Annotated in this window: 11 protein-coding genes; 6 read left to right on the top strand and 5 right to left on the bottom strand. The window is 44.1% G+C overall.

Going from position 1 to position 15,763, the window contains the following annotated elements; translation table 11 throughout:
• Positions 1-118: 118 nt before the first annotated feature.
• Complete coding sequence (locus tag BUB19_RS17160) at positions 119-1,006, bottom strand: dienelactone hydrolase family protein (RefSeq protein WP_073096054.1); 888 nt, start codon at positions 1,004-1,006, stop codon at positions 119-121.
• A gap of 592 nt (positions 1,007-1,598) precedes the next feature.
• Between BUB19_RS17160 and BUB19_RS17155 the strand changes: the two genes are divergently transcribed.
• The 6 genes from BUB19_RS17155 to BUB19_RS17130 all read left to right on the top strand — a co-directional run bounded on the left by BUB19_RS17155 (position 1,599) and on the right by BUB19_RS17130 (position 11,379).
• Positions 1,599-2,231: a hypothetical protein gene (locus tag BUB19_RS17155; RefSeq protein WP_073096052.1), complete on the top strand. Its 633-nt coding sequence runs from the start codon at positions 1,599-1,601 to the stop codon at positions 2,229-2,231.
• Between the two features lie 79 nt (positions 2,232-2,310).
• Positions 2,311-5,799: a hypothetical protein gene (locus tag BUB19_RS24230; RefSeq protein WP_073096051.1), complete on the top strand. Its 3,489-nt coding sequence runs from the start codon at positions 2,311-2,313 to the stop codon at positions 5,797-5,799.
• A gap of 4 nt (positions 5,800-5,803) precedes the next feature.
• Entirely contained in the window at positions 5,804-9,943 is a 4,140-nt protein-coding gene (locus tag BUB19_RS17145) for a DUF6443 domain-containing protein (protein ID WP_178371524.1), read from the top strand.
• Between the two features lie 14 nt (positions 9,944-9,957).
• Positions 9,958-10,317, top strand: a complete 360-nt coding sequence (locus BUB19_RS17140) for a hypothetical protein (protein WP_143156076.1) — start codon at positions 9,958-9,960, stop codon at positions 10,315-10,317.
• A 217-nt stretch (positions 10,318-10,534) separates the two neighbouring features.
• Positions 10,535-10,987 (top strand): hypothetical protein, encoded by a 453-nt coding sequence (locus BUB19_RS17135; protein ID WP_178371523.1) that lies wholly within the window; start codon positions 10,535-10,537, stop codon positions 10,985-10,987.
• A 2-nt stretch (positions 10,988-10,989) separates the two neighbouring features.
• The gene (locus tag BUB19_RS17130; RefSeq protein WP_084097408.1) at positions 10,990-11,379 is read left to right on the top strand and encodes a hypothetical protein; all 390 of its coding nucleotides are present in this window, start codon (positions 10,990-10,992) and stop codon (positions 11,377-11,379) included.
• A gap of 272 nt (positions 11,380-11,651) precedes the next feature.
• Here the strand turns inward: BUB19_RS17130 and BUB19_RS24670 are convergent, their stop codons facing one another.
• The 4 genes from BUB19_RS24670 to BUB19_RS17105 form a co-directional block, all read right to left on the bottom strand.
• Positions 11,652-11,891: a four helix bundle suffix domain-containing protein gene (locus BUB19_RS24670; protein ID WP_262485843.1), complete on the bottom strand. Its 240-nt coding sequence runs from the start codon at positions 11,889-11,891 to the stop codon at positions 11,652-11,654.
• 61 nt (positions 11,892-11,952) lie between these two features.
• A complete protein-coding gene (locus BUB19_RS17120; protein ID WP_073096044.1) occupies positions 11,953-12,210 on the bottom strand; it encodes a hypothetical protein in 258 nt (85 codons plus the stop codon).
• A gap of 283 nt (positions 12,211-12,493) precedes the next feature.
• On the bottom strand, positions 12,494-13,714 hold the full coding sequence (locus BUB19_RS17115) for a coiled-coil domain-containing protein (RefSeq protein WP_073096042.1): 1,221 nt from the start codon (positions 13,712-13,714) through the stop codon (positions 12,494-12,496).
• A 948-nt stretch (positions 13,715-14,662) separates the two neighbouring features.
• Positions 14,663-14,959 carry a Bor family protein gene (locus BUB19_RS17105; protein ID WP_073096039.1) on the bottom strand — a complete coding sequence of 99 codons (297 nt, stop codon included), beginning with the start codon at positions 14,957-14,959 and terminating at the stop codon, positions 14,663-14,665.
• Between the last annotated feature and the right edge of the window lie 804 nt (positions 14,960-15,763).

The following is a 15,763-nucleotide window of genomic DNA, read 5'->3' as shown; positions in this document are numbered from 1 at the left end:
TGAGTCTATGCCGATAAAAACCACCATCACCACTCTTAGCCAGGAAACAGAAAGGAGAATGCAGCCCTTCTCCTTTCTGCACCAGTACACTCCATTATCCTCGCCCAAGGCCCGGACATCAACCCAACTTCTCCTTAAAAAACCCTATGGTCCTTTCCCAGGCCAGTTTGGCAGCCTCCTCATCGTAGCGGGGGGTGGAGTGGTTGTGAAAACCATGGTTTACCTCGGGATACATAAAGGCCTGGTATTCTTTGTTGTGCGCCTTCAGCTCTTTTTCATAATCCGGCCATCCGGCATTCACGCGGGTGTCCAGCCCGGCAAAATGCAGCATCAGCGGTGCCTGGATCTGGGGCACTTCTTCCGCCGTGGGCTGCCCGCCATAGAAGGGAACAGCGGCGTCCAGGTCCGGCACACGGACAGCCATCATATTGGATATCCAGCCGCCAAAGCAGAAGCCCACTACGCCGGCTTTACCCGTACAATGTTCATGGTTTTTCAGCATTTCGTAGCCGGCTATAAAATCCTGCAGCATGTCTTCCCGCTCCCGTTTGGACTGCATGGTGCGGCCTTCATCATCCGTGCCCGGATAGCCCCCAAAGGGAGTAAGTGCATCCGGCGCAAAGGCGATAAAGCCATCTAGTGCCGCCTGATGGGCTGTATCCTCGATATAGGGATTCAGTCCACGGTTTTCGTGTACCACCAGAATGCCAGGCAGCGGACCGGTATGGTCCTTGGGTCTTGTCAGCAGGCCTTTCATGGTACCGGCACCCTTGGGAGAGCTGTAGGTCACATATTCGGAGATCAGCCGGGGATCGTCCTGGGTATAACGGCGGGCCGCAGCATAGTTGGGCATCAGGTAGCCCATAATGGCCGATACGGTAAGGCCGCCTACGGCAAATTTGGACAGGCGCTGTATAAAGTCCCTTCGTTCAATACGGCTATGGGCATAATCGTCATACAGGTCAAATACTTCCTGGTCCAGGTCTTTTTTGTCAATTGGTTTCATGAGATGTAGGTTAGAATGAAAAGTTAATTTAGTGAATACCATCGAAAAAGTTACATCCTCAGCTAAAGTAATGTCCGGGTATTTCATTCTGTGATCCGCTAAGGCATACCACTTGATGAACTGAATTCTGTCGGCAGCTTTGGACTAGCTCAGCGCATACCTGTAAACAGCGGGAAATGGGAAAACGCCATAGCCAATACATAAACAGAATTTATTCATCAAAAAATTTGGATATTTGAATAAATTAACTAACTTCACTCTCCGTAATTTGTCAATAGCCAATTTAACTACCGCCGATTCTTTGCTGACATTTGTATTGTCAAGGGTACTTTTTGCTGCCAAAGCCGTTGAACTTTCGGGCAAAAAGGTATTTCAATCAACTGCAAAGCCGAAAACTGTTGACATTAAACAGCTTTTTTCAAAAACAAATCTACCAATTCATTAGCCTTCAGGTGTCGATGCAGTCCCGTGTGACTTTTTGAATGCCATTTACCCTTATTGCCTAAAGGCCTTCGTTTACCCAAGCTTGTTTTTACCCTGTAGACAGGAGTACGGCATTATCATGTATTAACCGAATAGTGCCTCAAATTTTATGAAACGCTTTTTATCCTCCCTCACCGGGCTTTTATGCCTGTGCCTGGGAAATTTGTATGCCCAGGAAAAAATCAATCAGAGCCTGATCGTGGATGGCTATATCAGATCCACATCCAACCTGCAGGCCATGAATCCAGGTAATCCATCTGCAACGGCCTCGCTCAACTGGTTTGAAAATACGGCTCGCATTCGCGTTGGCGGCAACGGAATAGGGGCTGCCGGCGGCCTCGACATTCAGACCACCGGCAACCGCAGCCTGATGCGCCTGCTACACAACGGCAAAATAGGAATCGGCACCAGTACGCCTGATGCAAGACTGACAGTCAATGGGAACATCCGTGCCAGAGAGCTCAAACTGGAAGTCGCCAACTGGCCGGATTATGTTTTTTCTGCGGATTACTACCTCCCTCCCCTGGCAAAGGTAAAGCAGCACATCATATCCCATGGTCGGCTTCCCGGATTTCAACCTGCATCTCATTACCAGCAGGAAGGGCTGCCACTGGCCGAAACATCCCGCCTCCTGCTGGAAAAGATAGAGGAACTGACCCTCTACCTCATACAGTGCGAAGAGAAAATTTCAGCGCTGGAAGCGAAGGTCAACCAACTTCAACTCCGGAAAAAGGATGAATAACCGGTAAAACCAAGCTGAAAGTTACGGGTATCCACCGACAACAGAAATCCTATTTTTCAAAACCTCAATAAATTTTAAGATGAACACACCTACTATCTTCAAAAATTCCATTTGGGACATTCCCATGTTGGGTAGGCTGATCCTTATATTGAATTTGATCCCTACTTTGGCTGTTGGCCAGCAAATCGAACTCAAAACACAGACCCTCCCACCTTCTCCGGAAGTGAGTGCTTTAGCCAAATTTGCAGATACCCGGATATCCCGCTATTCCGGTATTCCCGATATCAACATACCTTTATACACTATTGTAGAACAAGACCTTGAAATGCCCATAACCATGAGCTACCATGCCGGGGGTATCCGGGTAGAGGAAAGGGCCGGATGGGCAGGCCTGGGATGGGCCCTGAATGCGGGCGGGAGCATCAGCAGAACGCTGAAGGGCCTTCCGGACGAATCCGACCGGTCCCGAAGTGGTTATGTCAACCATCACGTTATTCCCGACCAGCTATCGCTTAATGAGTTAGTGGATTACTACAACCGGTCCCAGTCAGGAGTAATTGATTTTGAGCAGGACATATTTCACTTCACTTTCGGCAGTTATTCGGGAAAATTTGTACTCGGGAAAAACGGTTCAATCAACTTTCTGAATGCCAGCAATCTGAAAATTGAATATGAAACGCTAAACGGCAGCATTATTGGCTGGAAGGTTCGGGACGAGAATGGAAACCAATATATCTTTCAGGACACGGAACGAACGGTCACAGAAGATATCTCTGAGGCCAGATCGACTCCCTACCGCTCCAACTACATTTCTGCCTGGCATCTGACCAAGATCATTAGCTACCGCGGTCGGGAGATAACCTTCCATTATGAAGGGTATACCGAATCTTACTACTCCAGGTCCGCGCAATCGGCCTCGTATTTCCTAAGTGGAAGTTCGGGCAAGGGCGTCTGCGGAACCGACAAAATTACCGATGGGTATTCAGAGGTTACCGTTAGGGGAAAACAATTGATTTCTATACAGTTTGGTTTGGGAAAAATTGAATTGGAAGGCCGGAATGACCGGCAGGATGCCAGCGCCAGGAGGCTTTCCGGATTGAAAGTGATATCCAGCCAGGGGCGACTGATCAAATCCTTTTCCTTTGACCATGATTACTATCGGTCCACTTTATCAAACCAGCACATTGATCTTCCTGATTTTATTGCCAGGGCGACCCCTAACAAAAGGCTTCGCCTGCTGAACATCCGGGAAAATACGGCAAGCCCGGAATTGCTGTACCAAATAGAATATCGGGGCGATGAATTGCCTCATTTATTCTCCTATTCCCAGGATCATTGGGGTTTCTACAATGGACAGAGCAATCAGAGCCTTATCCCCCAATATTTAAAATTCCGTAATGCCAATGCCAACCGGTTGGTTGTACCTGACAAGGCATTGATAGGCTCGCTAAAGAAAATCACCTACCCAACCGGAGGAAGCATTACCTATGAAATGGAAAGCAATAAGGCGGTGGTCAGCTCAGGAGAGTATTACAATTTTTTCAGTCCCATAGTCCTCGAGGAAGATCAACCCAGATATTCTGCCTCAGTAAATAGCCAGAACACCAAAGCCATCTTCCAGGTGGAACCTGCGGGATCACCTATTGATACACTAAAATTGATTCAATATACCGTCCACTTGAATGATATGAGAGATTGTGACGGGCGTGGGAAAGATTGCGTTGGAACACTGGATATATACTTGTATTCTGCTGCTGAACGGTCCTTTATCAGTTTGCTTTCCGACAATATGAGAAAGGGGAGCATTTCAGGTGAGCTATGGTTAAAAGCAGGTACCCAATACGAATTGGTACTGGAGGGGCCGAGAAGGATTCTAGCAGGAGTATCCGCTTCCGTTTCTGGAAGGAAAAACCCACCCAAACAAGAGGAAACCGGACAGATTGAAGTGCTGGTAGGTGGGCTAAGAATCAAATCCATTACCAAAGATTTTGGCAACCAAACGGAAACCATCGAATACCGCTACGAGCAGGAAGCAGACAGCCTTTCCTCGGGCTCCCTTGCCTCCTTTCCAAAATACGACCTTGTTACTTTTAATACAGTTGCCGAAAAGGTTCCGGGCAGAAATGATATCCTCGTAGATCATTGTATGAAATTCGAATTGCGGTCATTTTCTCAGGTTCCCCTATCTGCAAACGCAGATTTCTTTGGCTACGCCAACGTAAAGGAAATCAGGGAAAATGAACAAGGTGTAATTCTTCGTACCGATTACCAATTTCTTTCACCAAAAGATTTCCCCGACCAGACACGGTACCTTGCTCCAACAGGCATTATCCGAAGCAACGAAGTCAAACGAGGCGTCCCGGTAAGGGAAATTTATTTTGCGCAGACCGACGAGGGGTTCAAAAAGTCCAGAGAATTAGTTTATTCCTATCAACCAAGTGAAAAGCTGAGGCACGAGAACTTTACCTTCTCCTGTATGGGATACGGACCAGGGGGGTGCCAGGATGTGCGTTACCTGAAATATTACAATACCACAGTCTGGAATCCACTCATTGAAATTCAAGAAATTCAATATGATATCCAGACAGGTGCTGCCTTTGAAAAAGTCAGCAGGATTACCTACGATGAAACCTATCTGCTCCCCATTGAGAAGACCTTTTTCTTATCTCAAAACACTACTCAGGAAGAGTATTATTATTACCCATTCAATATCCCCGAAAGTATGAATGCCGCCGGGCAGACCGCAGTTTTAGCCGGCCTGATGGAAGCCAACAGGATAGCTCTCAATCTTGCCCAGCTTAAAAAATCAGGTGGAAAACTTCTGGAACAACAACAGTTGGAAATGAAAAGGTACCATGGGAAAAATTTACCTGTGGGACTGCATAAAAAACATGCTGACCAGCCCAGTTATAATGAACTTAGCATTTTATCTTATGATGTTTACGGAAATATTCTGGAGCAAAAATCCAGAACCGATCCCAGTGAAAGTTTTCTCTGGATTGAAGAAGGTAGCCTGATGGCCGCAACTGTACAAAATGCGGCTGCAAATGAAATTGCCTACACTTCCTTTGAGTCTGCCGAGAAGGGAGGTTGGTCCTTTGGCGGAGAACCGTATTCCGACAAAAGTTCCAAAACCGGGAACAACCTGTACCACCTCGGAAGGGGTAGCATTAGTAAATCCAATATCCCTGCAGATCTGGAAAACCTCTTTTTACTTTCCTTCTGGGCTAAAAAAACCAGCAGCAGGACTTCCGGGGCATGGACCTTTATGGGTAAAACAGAGATGTTGACCGATGACTGGCAACTGATCCAAAGAGAAGTTACAGACGACCGGGTTACCCTTGCAGGCCAGGGCGTATTGGTGGATGAGTTAAGACTGCATCCCAAAGATGCATTTATGGAGACTTACACCTACGAACCCCTCCTTGGCATCAGCAGCCATACAGACCAAAGGCACTACACCAAATACTATGAATACGACGCCCTGGGGAGACTGGCCACCATCCGAAACATGGATAGGGACATTCTGGAACATTATGCCTATACCTATCAAAGCCAAAACAGATAAAGCCATGAAAACCAGATCCACGCTACTCTTCCTCCTGATATGGCTTTTTTTTCCGGGAATATCAGCTATCGCCCAGGGAAACCATATACGTACTTTCCGGCCTCAGGAGCCGGTAAAAAAAGTTGCTGCACTGCAGACTGCCTCCTCAATGATCAAAACCAACCTGTATCTGGACGGTCTGGGCAGGGAAATACAGCTTATCCAACAGGGTGCCTCCCCAGGTGGGGGCGACATCGTGCAACCCATCCATTACGATGCCTTTGGCAGGCTGGGCCGGCAGTACATGCCCTATGCCATTGCAGCTCCTGAGCTTGCCGGGGACTTCCGGCCCGGCTTTGAAGCCGAGCATGCTGCCTTTCATCAGCAACACTATGCAGGAGATGCCTTTGGTTATCAGGAAACAACCTATCAGCCCTCTGCCCTCCAAATCCCTCAATCCCAATCTCCGCCCGGCAAAGCCTGGCAACAAGGGTCTGGTAGAGAAACGGAATATCAACAGCGGCCCAATTTGGCGGAAGAGCAGGTGAGGATATGGACCATCGACGAAAATGGCTTGCCCCTCACCCAGGAAAGCTTTGAAGCAGGGAAGCTTTGGGTAAATATCATTTCCGACGGAGAAGGCATGCGCAGCCTGGTGTACACCGACAGGCTGGGAAGAGTAATACTTAAAAAAATTCAGGCGACGGATAAACCCACACAGGCCCACACAGGATGGCACTGTACCTATTACATATACGATATTTTAGGCGATCTGCGTGCAATACTCCCACCCAAAGCAATAGAAGTTCTGGACAGCGACTGGCAACGCTCCGGCGATGCCGATCTGGCTGAAGGCTTGTATTTCCTCTATCAATTTGATGGAAAAAAACGGTTGATCGAAAAGAAAAGCCCGGGAAAAGGAAAAGAAGAATATCTCTACGATCGCCGCGACCGGCTCGTGGGCAGCAGGGATGGCAACCTGCTGGCAGCAGGTAAATGGCGCTATACCCGATATGATGTCCACAACCGCCCGGTAAAAACCGGAATCACCACCGATGAACGGGAGAGGGAAACCCTCCAAAAGATCCTGGACGGGGAGGACCCCCACCATGAACAGCCGACTTCGGCAACTGGAAGGGTTCGGTACGGGCAGACCATCAGCAGCAGCTCTTTTGAGGGCCACGAGCGCTATACCGCCGCAAAGGCGGTGATCCTGAAACCGGGATTTCACTTTATCGCTCAGGGGAAACGGAGTTTTGCAGCAGATATAGGTCCTCAACCGGAGAAAATGACCGCGGACGGAAATTTCCCCCGCGAGGAAGGTCGGGTTCTTACCGTCAACTATTATGATGATTACAGCAAAAGCAAAAAGGCCTTTCAGAATTCTCCCTCTCTTCCCGCAACAGGATTCTATACGGGTGGACTGGTACGCGCAGACCTGCTCACTGAAAGGGCCGTTCATTACGACAAGGAGGGCAGGGTCATAAATCTGCTGAAAGAAGATCACCTGGAAGGGGAAAGCCGTCAAACTTTTACTTACGACTTTAGCGGAAGAATACTTGAATCAAATACCCGGCTCAACGGATCAGTGACACTGGACTATTCGGACAGCTACAGCTACAGTCCGGAAGGCTATCTCAATACCATACAACGACGCATGTCTGGGCAAACGGAAACCCTAGTGGCAAGGTATGCCTACGGCATGACCGGAGAGCTGGCCACAAAAAACCCGGGAGGACTGGCACCCTTCCACCATCAACGTCACATTCGCGGCTGGACGAGTGCCGTCATCCCGGAAGGCAAAGACCCCAGTCTGTTTTCCTTCACGCTTTCGCACGAGACCGGTACCAAACCCCTTTACAATGGCCATATTTCTGAAATGGTTTGGAAAGGTAGGGATGGGCAACAAAGAAAATACCTCTTTGGTTACGATCCGGCCGGTAGGCTGAGGGAAGCTACCTATGCGGTTCCCGGAAGCCCGGCACACCAGGACCGCTACAGTCTCCGGGACCTGCGCTATGATGCCAACGGCAATATCCTCTCCCTAACCCGCAGCAACCGGCAAGCGGCTGAACGCTTTGGGGAGGTGGACCGGCTCAGCTACGGCTATGCACCCCACAGCAACCGGCTGGAAAGCATTAGCGATGCAGTGCCGAACGCTGGCTTTGAAGCAAACGATTTTAGTGCATCTCCAGCCGGTGACCATTACCGTTACGACGCTAACGGCAACCTGATTGCCAATCCCGATAAGGGCATCCGCCATATCCGGTACAATCACCTGGACCTTCCCGAGGAGATGGTTTTCGATACGGGTGAAAAACTGCTATTTGCCTATTTGGCCGAGGGGATATTGTTATCCAGAAAGGCGGAAAAAAATGGAAAAACGGTGGAGCGAACTGATTACCTCGGTGAACTGATACTGAAAAACGGCCATAGTGATCAACTCCTTCATCCTGAAGGCCGGTTTGTATATGAAAATGAAAACTGGCTGCCGGAGTTTTTTGTACGGGACCACCTGGGCAGTGTGCGACAGGTGCTCAGAAAACCGCTGACGACTACTTTACTGGCCAGCATGGAGCCGGTCAAACGTAACGAAGAAATCAGATATTTTGAAGGAATAGACCAGAACCGGCAGGCCGGAATAGAACATAACAGTACCCCCGGGGGCAGCTATTCTGCCTGGCTGAATGCCAGTCGTGGCCGGATACTGGGCCCTGCACGCAGGCAGCAAGTGCAGATCGGGGAGCAGGTAAGGCTATCTGTGAAAGGAAAATACCGCGACAGCAAGGGACTCGCTATCAAACCGGAGACCTTCATCTCCACCGGCGCCAGAACGCGCCTCCTGGACAATTTGACGGAATTCAGAAATACTCCGGTGGCCGCCGGCAACCCGCTGCTCTGGTTTTCGCTGGCTGATCTGCTGATCAGAGAGCTGCAAACCAAACCGGTGCCCGAGGCCTACATGCTGTATGTACTCTACGACGAGCAAGGCAAAATTTACCGCAAAGAAAAGCGGTCATTGACAAAAAATGCTGCCGGCAAGCATGAATTATTGGAAGCAAATTTTTATATTGAGAAGGATGGGCATTTGGAAGCCTTTCTGGTCAACGAAACGGAGGCCGATGTCTGGTTTGACGATTTCCAGGTGCAGACCCAATCTGCCCTGGTGGTGCAGGAAGACCACTACGATCCCTGGGGTCTGCCACTTAGCGGGCTGGAGTACCGGGCGGCGGATAGAGAGGAGAGCAGGTATGGGTTTAACGGCGGAAGTTATATGCTGGAACGAATTGGATTGTATCAAACTCCAAACCGCTTATACGATCCGGCATTGGGAAGATTTTGGGGCATGGACAAACTATCCGATATGTACACCTCTATTAGCCCCATGGCGTTTGGTTTCAATAATCCCTTGCTCTTTTCGGATCCCACAGGATTATATGGAGATTGTAAGGGATGTCCTGAATTTCAGCTTCCGGCGGTGACGGTCAGCAGCATGCCGGACAGGAGCAGCCGGATGCAGCTGGAATCGCAACTGCAGCTTATGCGTCAAAGCCGCAACCCCGTTTACCGCAACCTGGGCATGACGGCATATCGGGAAGGGATGCGTGCCGCCAGGGACTTGTACCAGCGGGGCAGGAAGCTGCATTTCAGCGAAACTGATGCCCAGGCATCCAGAAACAGCAGGTACCTGGATGGCATCGGCATGATGGTATCCTACGGCATCACCGGCAGCATGGTCGCTGCGGCTGCCTCGCCGGTGCTGCTCCGGGGGTTGGTGGATGGTTTAGGTGCCCGCGCTGTACAGCGGATGGGAATGGAGGCAGGATTGCAGATGGGGATGAGTTTGGTATTCAACGGGAATTTTAAGAAAATGGATTTTGCAGATATTGGAATGGCAGGTTTATTTGGGAAATGGGCTTTTGCAAGTAATGCTTTGATTGATATAAAACCCGACCAAGGATTCTCCACCTCACTTGGAATTGGCAATAAAAAATCACTCTATGAAACTAGTATAGATATAGGAATCGGAGGCTATAATCGAAGTTTTAACCAATTGCTTAAAACTTCAGAAATAAATAAAAATGTAATAAAAACTATTTCTTCAATCAATGGCACTTCAAGAATGATAGTTGGTGAAACAATGAAAATTCATTCAATAAAATGAAAAAAAATGCTATAATGAAATTGGCTTTAAAGATAATTTTCGTTCTTTTATTTGCTTATTTCGGCAATCAATGGTATGAAGATAGATACCGTTCTTTTGAAAAAAATTACGTAATAGGAGAATTAGGAGCCACCTATAGAATGTATGGGCAGGGAACCTCAATCGATTTTAATTTTAAGTATTACGGCAAACTCAAAACAGCATCAAATTATCTAGGGACCAACGAAATAAAAAGTAATAAATATCTTATCGAAGTTCCCATCAAGGACATCGAAAAAAGCCGAATCCTTTGGGACTATCCCGTCCCGGATACCTTAAAAGCCCCTTATGAAGGCTGGGATGAAATACCGGAGTTCTTGAAGAATAACGAATAAAGTAACGGAGTCAGGAATATTAGGAATGCTGCTTGAGTCGCATCAGCGACTTATGCGGGAAAGTCGCAGTCCGATCTATGCTAACCTGTGCTTCACGGCATACCGCGAAGGGATGCGTGCCACCAGGAATTTGTACCAGCGCGGCAGGAAGCTGCATTTCAGCACCTCCGAAGCCCAGTCTTTCAGAAACAGCAAATACCTGGATGGTATTGGCAGGATGGTATCCTACGGCATCACCGGCAGTATGGTCGCTGCGGCTGCCTCGCCAGTGTTGGTCTGGGGGTTGGTGGATGGATTAGGCGCCCGCGTTGTACAGCGGATGGGAATGGAGGCAGGATTGCAGATGGGGATGAGTTTAATATTTAATAAAGATTTGGCGGGAGTGGATTTGGCGGATATTGGAATGGCAGGTTTGTTTGGTAAATCCGCCTTTTTTTTACAGGCGTTAATAGATATTAATGCAAAGGACGGATTTAGCTCGTCGATCGGGATTGGGAATAAAAAACAGTTTTCGGAAACTGCTATCGATTTAGGTGTAGGCGGATTTAATTTCGGTTATAACAAACTTTTAGATCATTCCGAAATAAATAGAAATGTGATTTCTATAATTTCCAATATAAATGGCTCAGCTCGAATTTTAACTGGGAAAGTTTCTACAACCGAATATTGATCATGAACAAAAATCTCATTCTCACCATTGCAAAAATCATATTTGTTCTATTGGTTGTATACTTTGGAAATATGATTTTTGAAAACTACTACAAATCCCTTGAAAAAAATTATACAGTTGGTGTTTTGGGAGAAAAATACCGAATTCCAAACCAAGGAAGTAGAATTAATTTTCATTTTACATATTGGGGTGAGAAATTTCATTCTGATAATTTTATTGGCTCAAATGAAATTTCTAAAGGCCAAGTAACTTATCTTATCGAAGTTCCCATCAAGGATATCAAAAAAAGCCGAATTCTTTGGGATTATCCGGTCCCGGACACGCTCAAAGCCCCTTATGAAGGCTGGGATGAAATACCGGAGTTTTTGAAAAAGCAGGAACTCTTTGATTAAATTAAATTTTTTCGGTTAGCGAAGTACCTTCTCCTCTACTGACTTGGTTGACCCCTGGAATCCGGTAGCTGGGGATTTGCCAGGCGGCACTTGGCGACCTTGTACAAGAGGAGTCTCGTTTTTTAATGTTTCGTAATTACTCCGGGCCAACTCAATAGCGTTGGGTTTTGGTCAATTGGTGTCTCCAGTGTTTCTGCTTGGCTAATTGATTTTTTCGAGACACTTGGGACTCGTGAAACAGCATCCCAAGTGTCCCAAGATGTCCCAAAAACTTATTTGTCTTTTTTTCGCTGTTCAATCCTGGCTCGGGTCATTCGTTCTCGGAGCCCTCCGTCCTTGACAAAAGCAATTTCCAATTGATTAATCTGTTGTTTTAAGAGATAGGTACAGATTTTAATTAACGTTATCATGGCATTTGCACAAATTTCCGGATCTGCGTGCTCAATAGCTTTTTTGAATGTGTCGTAGGATGGTGATGGTGCACTGTAGCTACCATTACCCCATTTATTCACAATTGAAGTGGGTAAAATTCAATAGCTAAGTTTATTGACTATCCCCAGTTCCGACCCGGTATTATAGCGTGTCCAGTCCTTGTCCATTTCCTGCAAATCCAGAAAAGGGGGTAAAAACTGTCCGCAATTCTGCGCATATTCCATCACCTTTTCCAAAGGGGGCAGTGCCATCGCCCATTTTAGGAATGGTCTGCCGCTCGGAAGGGCTAAGCGCTACCAGATAGGGGCCGAGGGTAGTTTTAAGTGTGTTTAGAGCGTCCCTGATAGCTGTCAGCTCCTCCTCAGGGATTTGAATGGAAATTGAGTTTTTGGTACTCATGGTCTATTGATTTTAGGTTTAACATAATTAACAGAATGAAAATATCTTTTATGCATGTAAAATACAAATTAAAGGGGTTGAAATTTGATTAAAAATTCAGTTTGAGGGAGTAAGGGGGTGTTGGGGGGAGATTGTTGAATTAAATTTCCGAATATCGCAAGTTGCGGCTTAAGTGACTCAGATTTATCAGTTACACATTGTTTTTAAAAAGCAGTCAAAAATATCATTTTTGGAAAGTATTCCGCAATTTGTATTATTAATTGATATGATTAGTGTAATTTAATCAAGAATTTTTAACAATTGGAATTAGAGATTTTATTACCTTTTCGAATCCTCCGATAGATAATTCTTCTTTACCAATATCTCCATTCTTTTCAAATTCGATATGGTTCCCAAAGTATTTTTCAACTAACTTAATCTTTATATCTCTCTTTTCTTCTTCTGGTAACATCTCAATGAATGGGGTTAATGATGCCAATTCAAGTTCCAACTTTCTATTGAGTGTTTCAAGTTTTCGATGTTTGCTAGATTCTTTTGCAGCATATGTTGCTGGATATGATAATGCTGCAGCAGCGACTATTCGAATTACAGATTTTATCCAATCATAATTTTCTGAACTTACATCCCAAATTGTATAAACTAAAAGACCAGATAAGATTGCCATAAATATTATTGCCAGCACTCTCCAAATATTTGCGGTCACTTTATGCTCATTTGCTATATTTTGATAATTTCCTGTTACACCTACATTGCCTATCACGTTTACTAAGCGTTTTGCTTCATCTAATTTTGTTTCGAGATCTTGAACCAATGAACTTGTATCACTGTCGATTGTATTTTTAATTCCTTCAATCTCTTTTTCAAAATTGGTTTTTATAGAATTAAATTCCGAACGAATGGTTTCTTTTGAGGACTTAAATTCTTGATTTTGTTGAGACTTTATATTATTAAAATCAGTTTGAAAAGTTGAGTTTAAATTCTCAATTTGATTTTGTTTTATTTTTAATTGCTCTGTAAGTTCTTCTATATTGGTGTTTTTCTTGTCTAATTCTTCTTTAAATTTAAAAATCTCTTTACCTAAATCATCTTTTTCTTTCTCTAGGGCATTATATTTATTCTTGACTATTTTTTCAAAATTCGCAATCTTTCTAGAAAAGTTGAAACTGCTTTTCGATAGCGGAATAGGAAAATTTCTAATCTTATTAAGAGCTGAATTGAAGTTATTAGTTGCATTTGTTAAATGACCAATATTATTATTTCCTATATAAGAATTAATCTGTGAAACTGCCGCATTAAGCTCAGCACTCAATTCATCCATTTCACTTTTTTGGACAAGATCAGGGAATGTAATATTAATTCTGTCTTCAATATAACTTACCGCAGTTCTGAAAAAAGAAAGTTTTTCAAGGTCGATTTTACTTTCTGTTTTTTCTTCTTGTAATGTTTCACTTAACTGAGAAATTCTGTCAAAAAGAACGTGTTTTTCAAAATTTTCACTATTCATTTTAATGTTAGTTAGTTATACGATTTTGCAATAAGCACAACTTGTTTATTGCTACTATTTTATCTCCTTATTTTAAAAATAGAGTTGTATAAAAACCAGTTTATCATCCTTATTTCAAACTAGCCTATCAGGTATAAATTACTTCCGGGATACCTTTCGGGATACCGTACATAGAAACTTGTCCTTCCGGTCATATGCATGGATAGTGCTGTTCCCCATTGTTCACAAAAGGAAAAATGAGTCCTATACCCGCCCCCAACGTATGCTCTTCCGGAATCCGTCTTTCATTCTTTTGAAAAAACTCCATTACTTAAAAACACAAGTCCAATATACCGGAAAAATACCATTTCACCAACGGTTGGTTTAGGATATGGAATTAAATTTTGTGGATACAGTTAAAGTACCCTATGAAAATTATCTGTAGAAATAGGAGTTTTTGGAAGAAGAAACCAACTGACTATAAATTTACGGAAATAGGCCCTTTTTTACACCCCTGTCACAGGATGCCCCGCACAAAAAATCAACTTTTAACCTGAATTGACGCCTCATAAGGACTGCTAGAGTTCGAATCCTACCAAAGCACTTCAGCGGTTTTCCCCTTAAAAGATAACAGGTTTTGCAGAAGTGCATTCATTATCTCCCAAAATGGCAGACAACAAAACTTAGTTGTTGTATACAATACCTTTTTACAGCTCCTCTTTAGATTCAGTTTTATATTTTCTTGTCAGAAGAGTAATTGTAGCGAAAATCAGCAGTAAAATAATTTTTCCCACCAAATATCCATAGCCATATTCAGTGAGTCGATTTAAATCATTTATCAATATTTCAATAATGTTTATCAGAAAAATAATTGATATTATTAATGAAACATAAAAAGTCCATTTTTTCATAAAATTGATTAAAAAAAAGAGAGTTTGTTAGTCCCTAACAAACTCTCTAGTTCAGATATTACTTGGTTACAGTCGTGGTAGTCGGCGTATAAATACCGAATGTAATCGCAGCAACTAAGCCGTTCACAAATGAATGCCTTGTGTGAACGGTGTAATTTTCAGCACCATCTGCCATTTGATTTGAATCGGACACGCCTACAGGTGCCAATCCATAAATTACGTAATGATTCCATTCTGTCGTTTGACGATTTCCCTGAGCTCCGTCTCCTACCACACTCGTGTAAGAATAACAAGAAGTTAATAACAAAGATGTAGTAAATACAACTGCCATCATTTTCATTGTTTTTTCAATCATTTTTTTAAAAATTTAATTTAAACATATATTAATAATACTCATTTTGAGTGCTTTCGGTCTATATTGTTTACAATTAATTGGCAACAACAGGCACATAGGCCTGAATTTTAAAATGTAGCAGTAAAAAAAACTGTTTAATTATCCTTATTTCAAACTGCAATAATAAGCAAAAAACAACTACATATTACCACAATTAGATCTTTTTTCTTAATATCCATCTCCGAGTATCTTTTGATTTCACATCCTAAGCCCCTCTATCTGTATGAATCGCTTTACATCTTTTTGTTTGCAAAAATATATAAACAGGCTAATACAGGGCAGTCCTACCCTACTTTTCTTGATTCCTCTTCATTTCATCTTTTAAAAATCCTTTACCTGAAAACCTGCTTTCAATATACCGGAAAAATACCATTTCGCCAACGGTTGATTTAGGATATATGCATAAATTGGGCTGGGTGCTATTAAAAATTCCCTATGGAGTTTAGCCGGAGCCACCTGGTTTTCAATGCTATTAAGTTAAGAAAAAAATGGCCTCTTGAGACAAAATAAGCCGATTTTCCTTATGAAAACCGGCCTACTTTAGGTAAATTATGTTGTCTTAAACATATAGCTATGAAGGTACAAAATACCAACCAAAACACGACGGAGATATCTTGCGAATGTCCGAAAAAAAATCTTTGATAAAATACAATATACTGAAAATCAGGACAGTTACTGTTCTGATCCTGCCCATTTTTCCAGGTCTTCCCCACTCGACTTCCAAACTGTAGTACTTTCGGTGCTCCAACTGTTCAAAGAATCCGC

Source organism: Cyclobacterium lianum, from assembly GCF_900143075.1.
In the GTDB taxonomy this organism is placed as follows: Bacteria; Bacteroidota; Bacteroidia; order Cytophagales; family Cyclobacteriaceae; genus Cyclobacterium; species Cyclobacterium lianum.
The sequence above is the reverse complement of the archived record's forward strand: the minus strand, read 5'-3'. Positions and strand labels throughout refer to the sequence as shown.

Excerpts from the sequence above, each read along its gene's own strand:
- BUB19_RS17160 (WP_073096054.1), bottom strand. The coding sequence starts at position 1,006 with ATGAAACCAATTGACAAAAAAGACCTGGACCAGGAAGTATTTGACCTG.
- BUB19_RS17155 (WP_073096052.1), top strand. The coding sequence starts at position 1,599 with ATGAAACGCTTTTTATCCTCCCTCACCGGGCTTTTATGCCTGTGCCTG.
- BUB19_RS24230 (WP_073096051.1), top strand. The coding sequence starts at position 2,311 with ATGAACACACCTACTATCTTCAAAAATTCCATTTGGGACATTCCCATG.
- BUB19_RS17145 (WP_178371524.1), top strand. The coding sequence starts at position 5,804 with ATGAAAACCAGATCCACGCTACTCTTCCTCCTGATATGGCTTTTTTTT.
- BUB19_RS17140 (WP_143156076.1), top strand. The coding sequence starts at position 9,958 with ATGAAATTGGCTTTAAAGATAATTTTCGTTCTTTTATTTGCTTATTTC.
- BUB19_RS17135 (WP_178371523.1), top strand. The coding sequence starts at position 10,535 with ATGGTATCCTACGGCATCACCGGCAGTATGGTCGCTGCGGCTGCCTCG.
- BUB19_RS17130 (WP_084097408.1), top strand. The coding sequence starts at position 10,990 with ATGAACAAAAATCTCATTCTCACCATTGCAAAAATCATATTTGTTCTA.
- BUB19_RS17120 (WP_073096044.1), bottom strand. The coding sequence starts at position 12,210 with ATGAGTACCAAAAACTCAATTTCCATTCAAATCCCTGAGGAGGAGCTG.
- BUB19_RS17115 (WP_073096042.1), bottom strand. The coding sequence starts at position 13,714 with ATGAATAGTGAAAATTTTGAAAAACACGTTCTTTTTGACAGAATTTCT.
- BUB19_RS17105 (WP_073096039.1), bottom strand. The coding sequence starts at position 14,959 with ATGATTGAAAAAACAATGAAAATGATGGCAGTTGTATTTACTACATCT.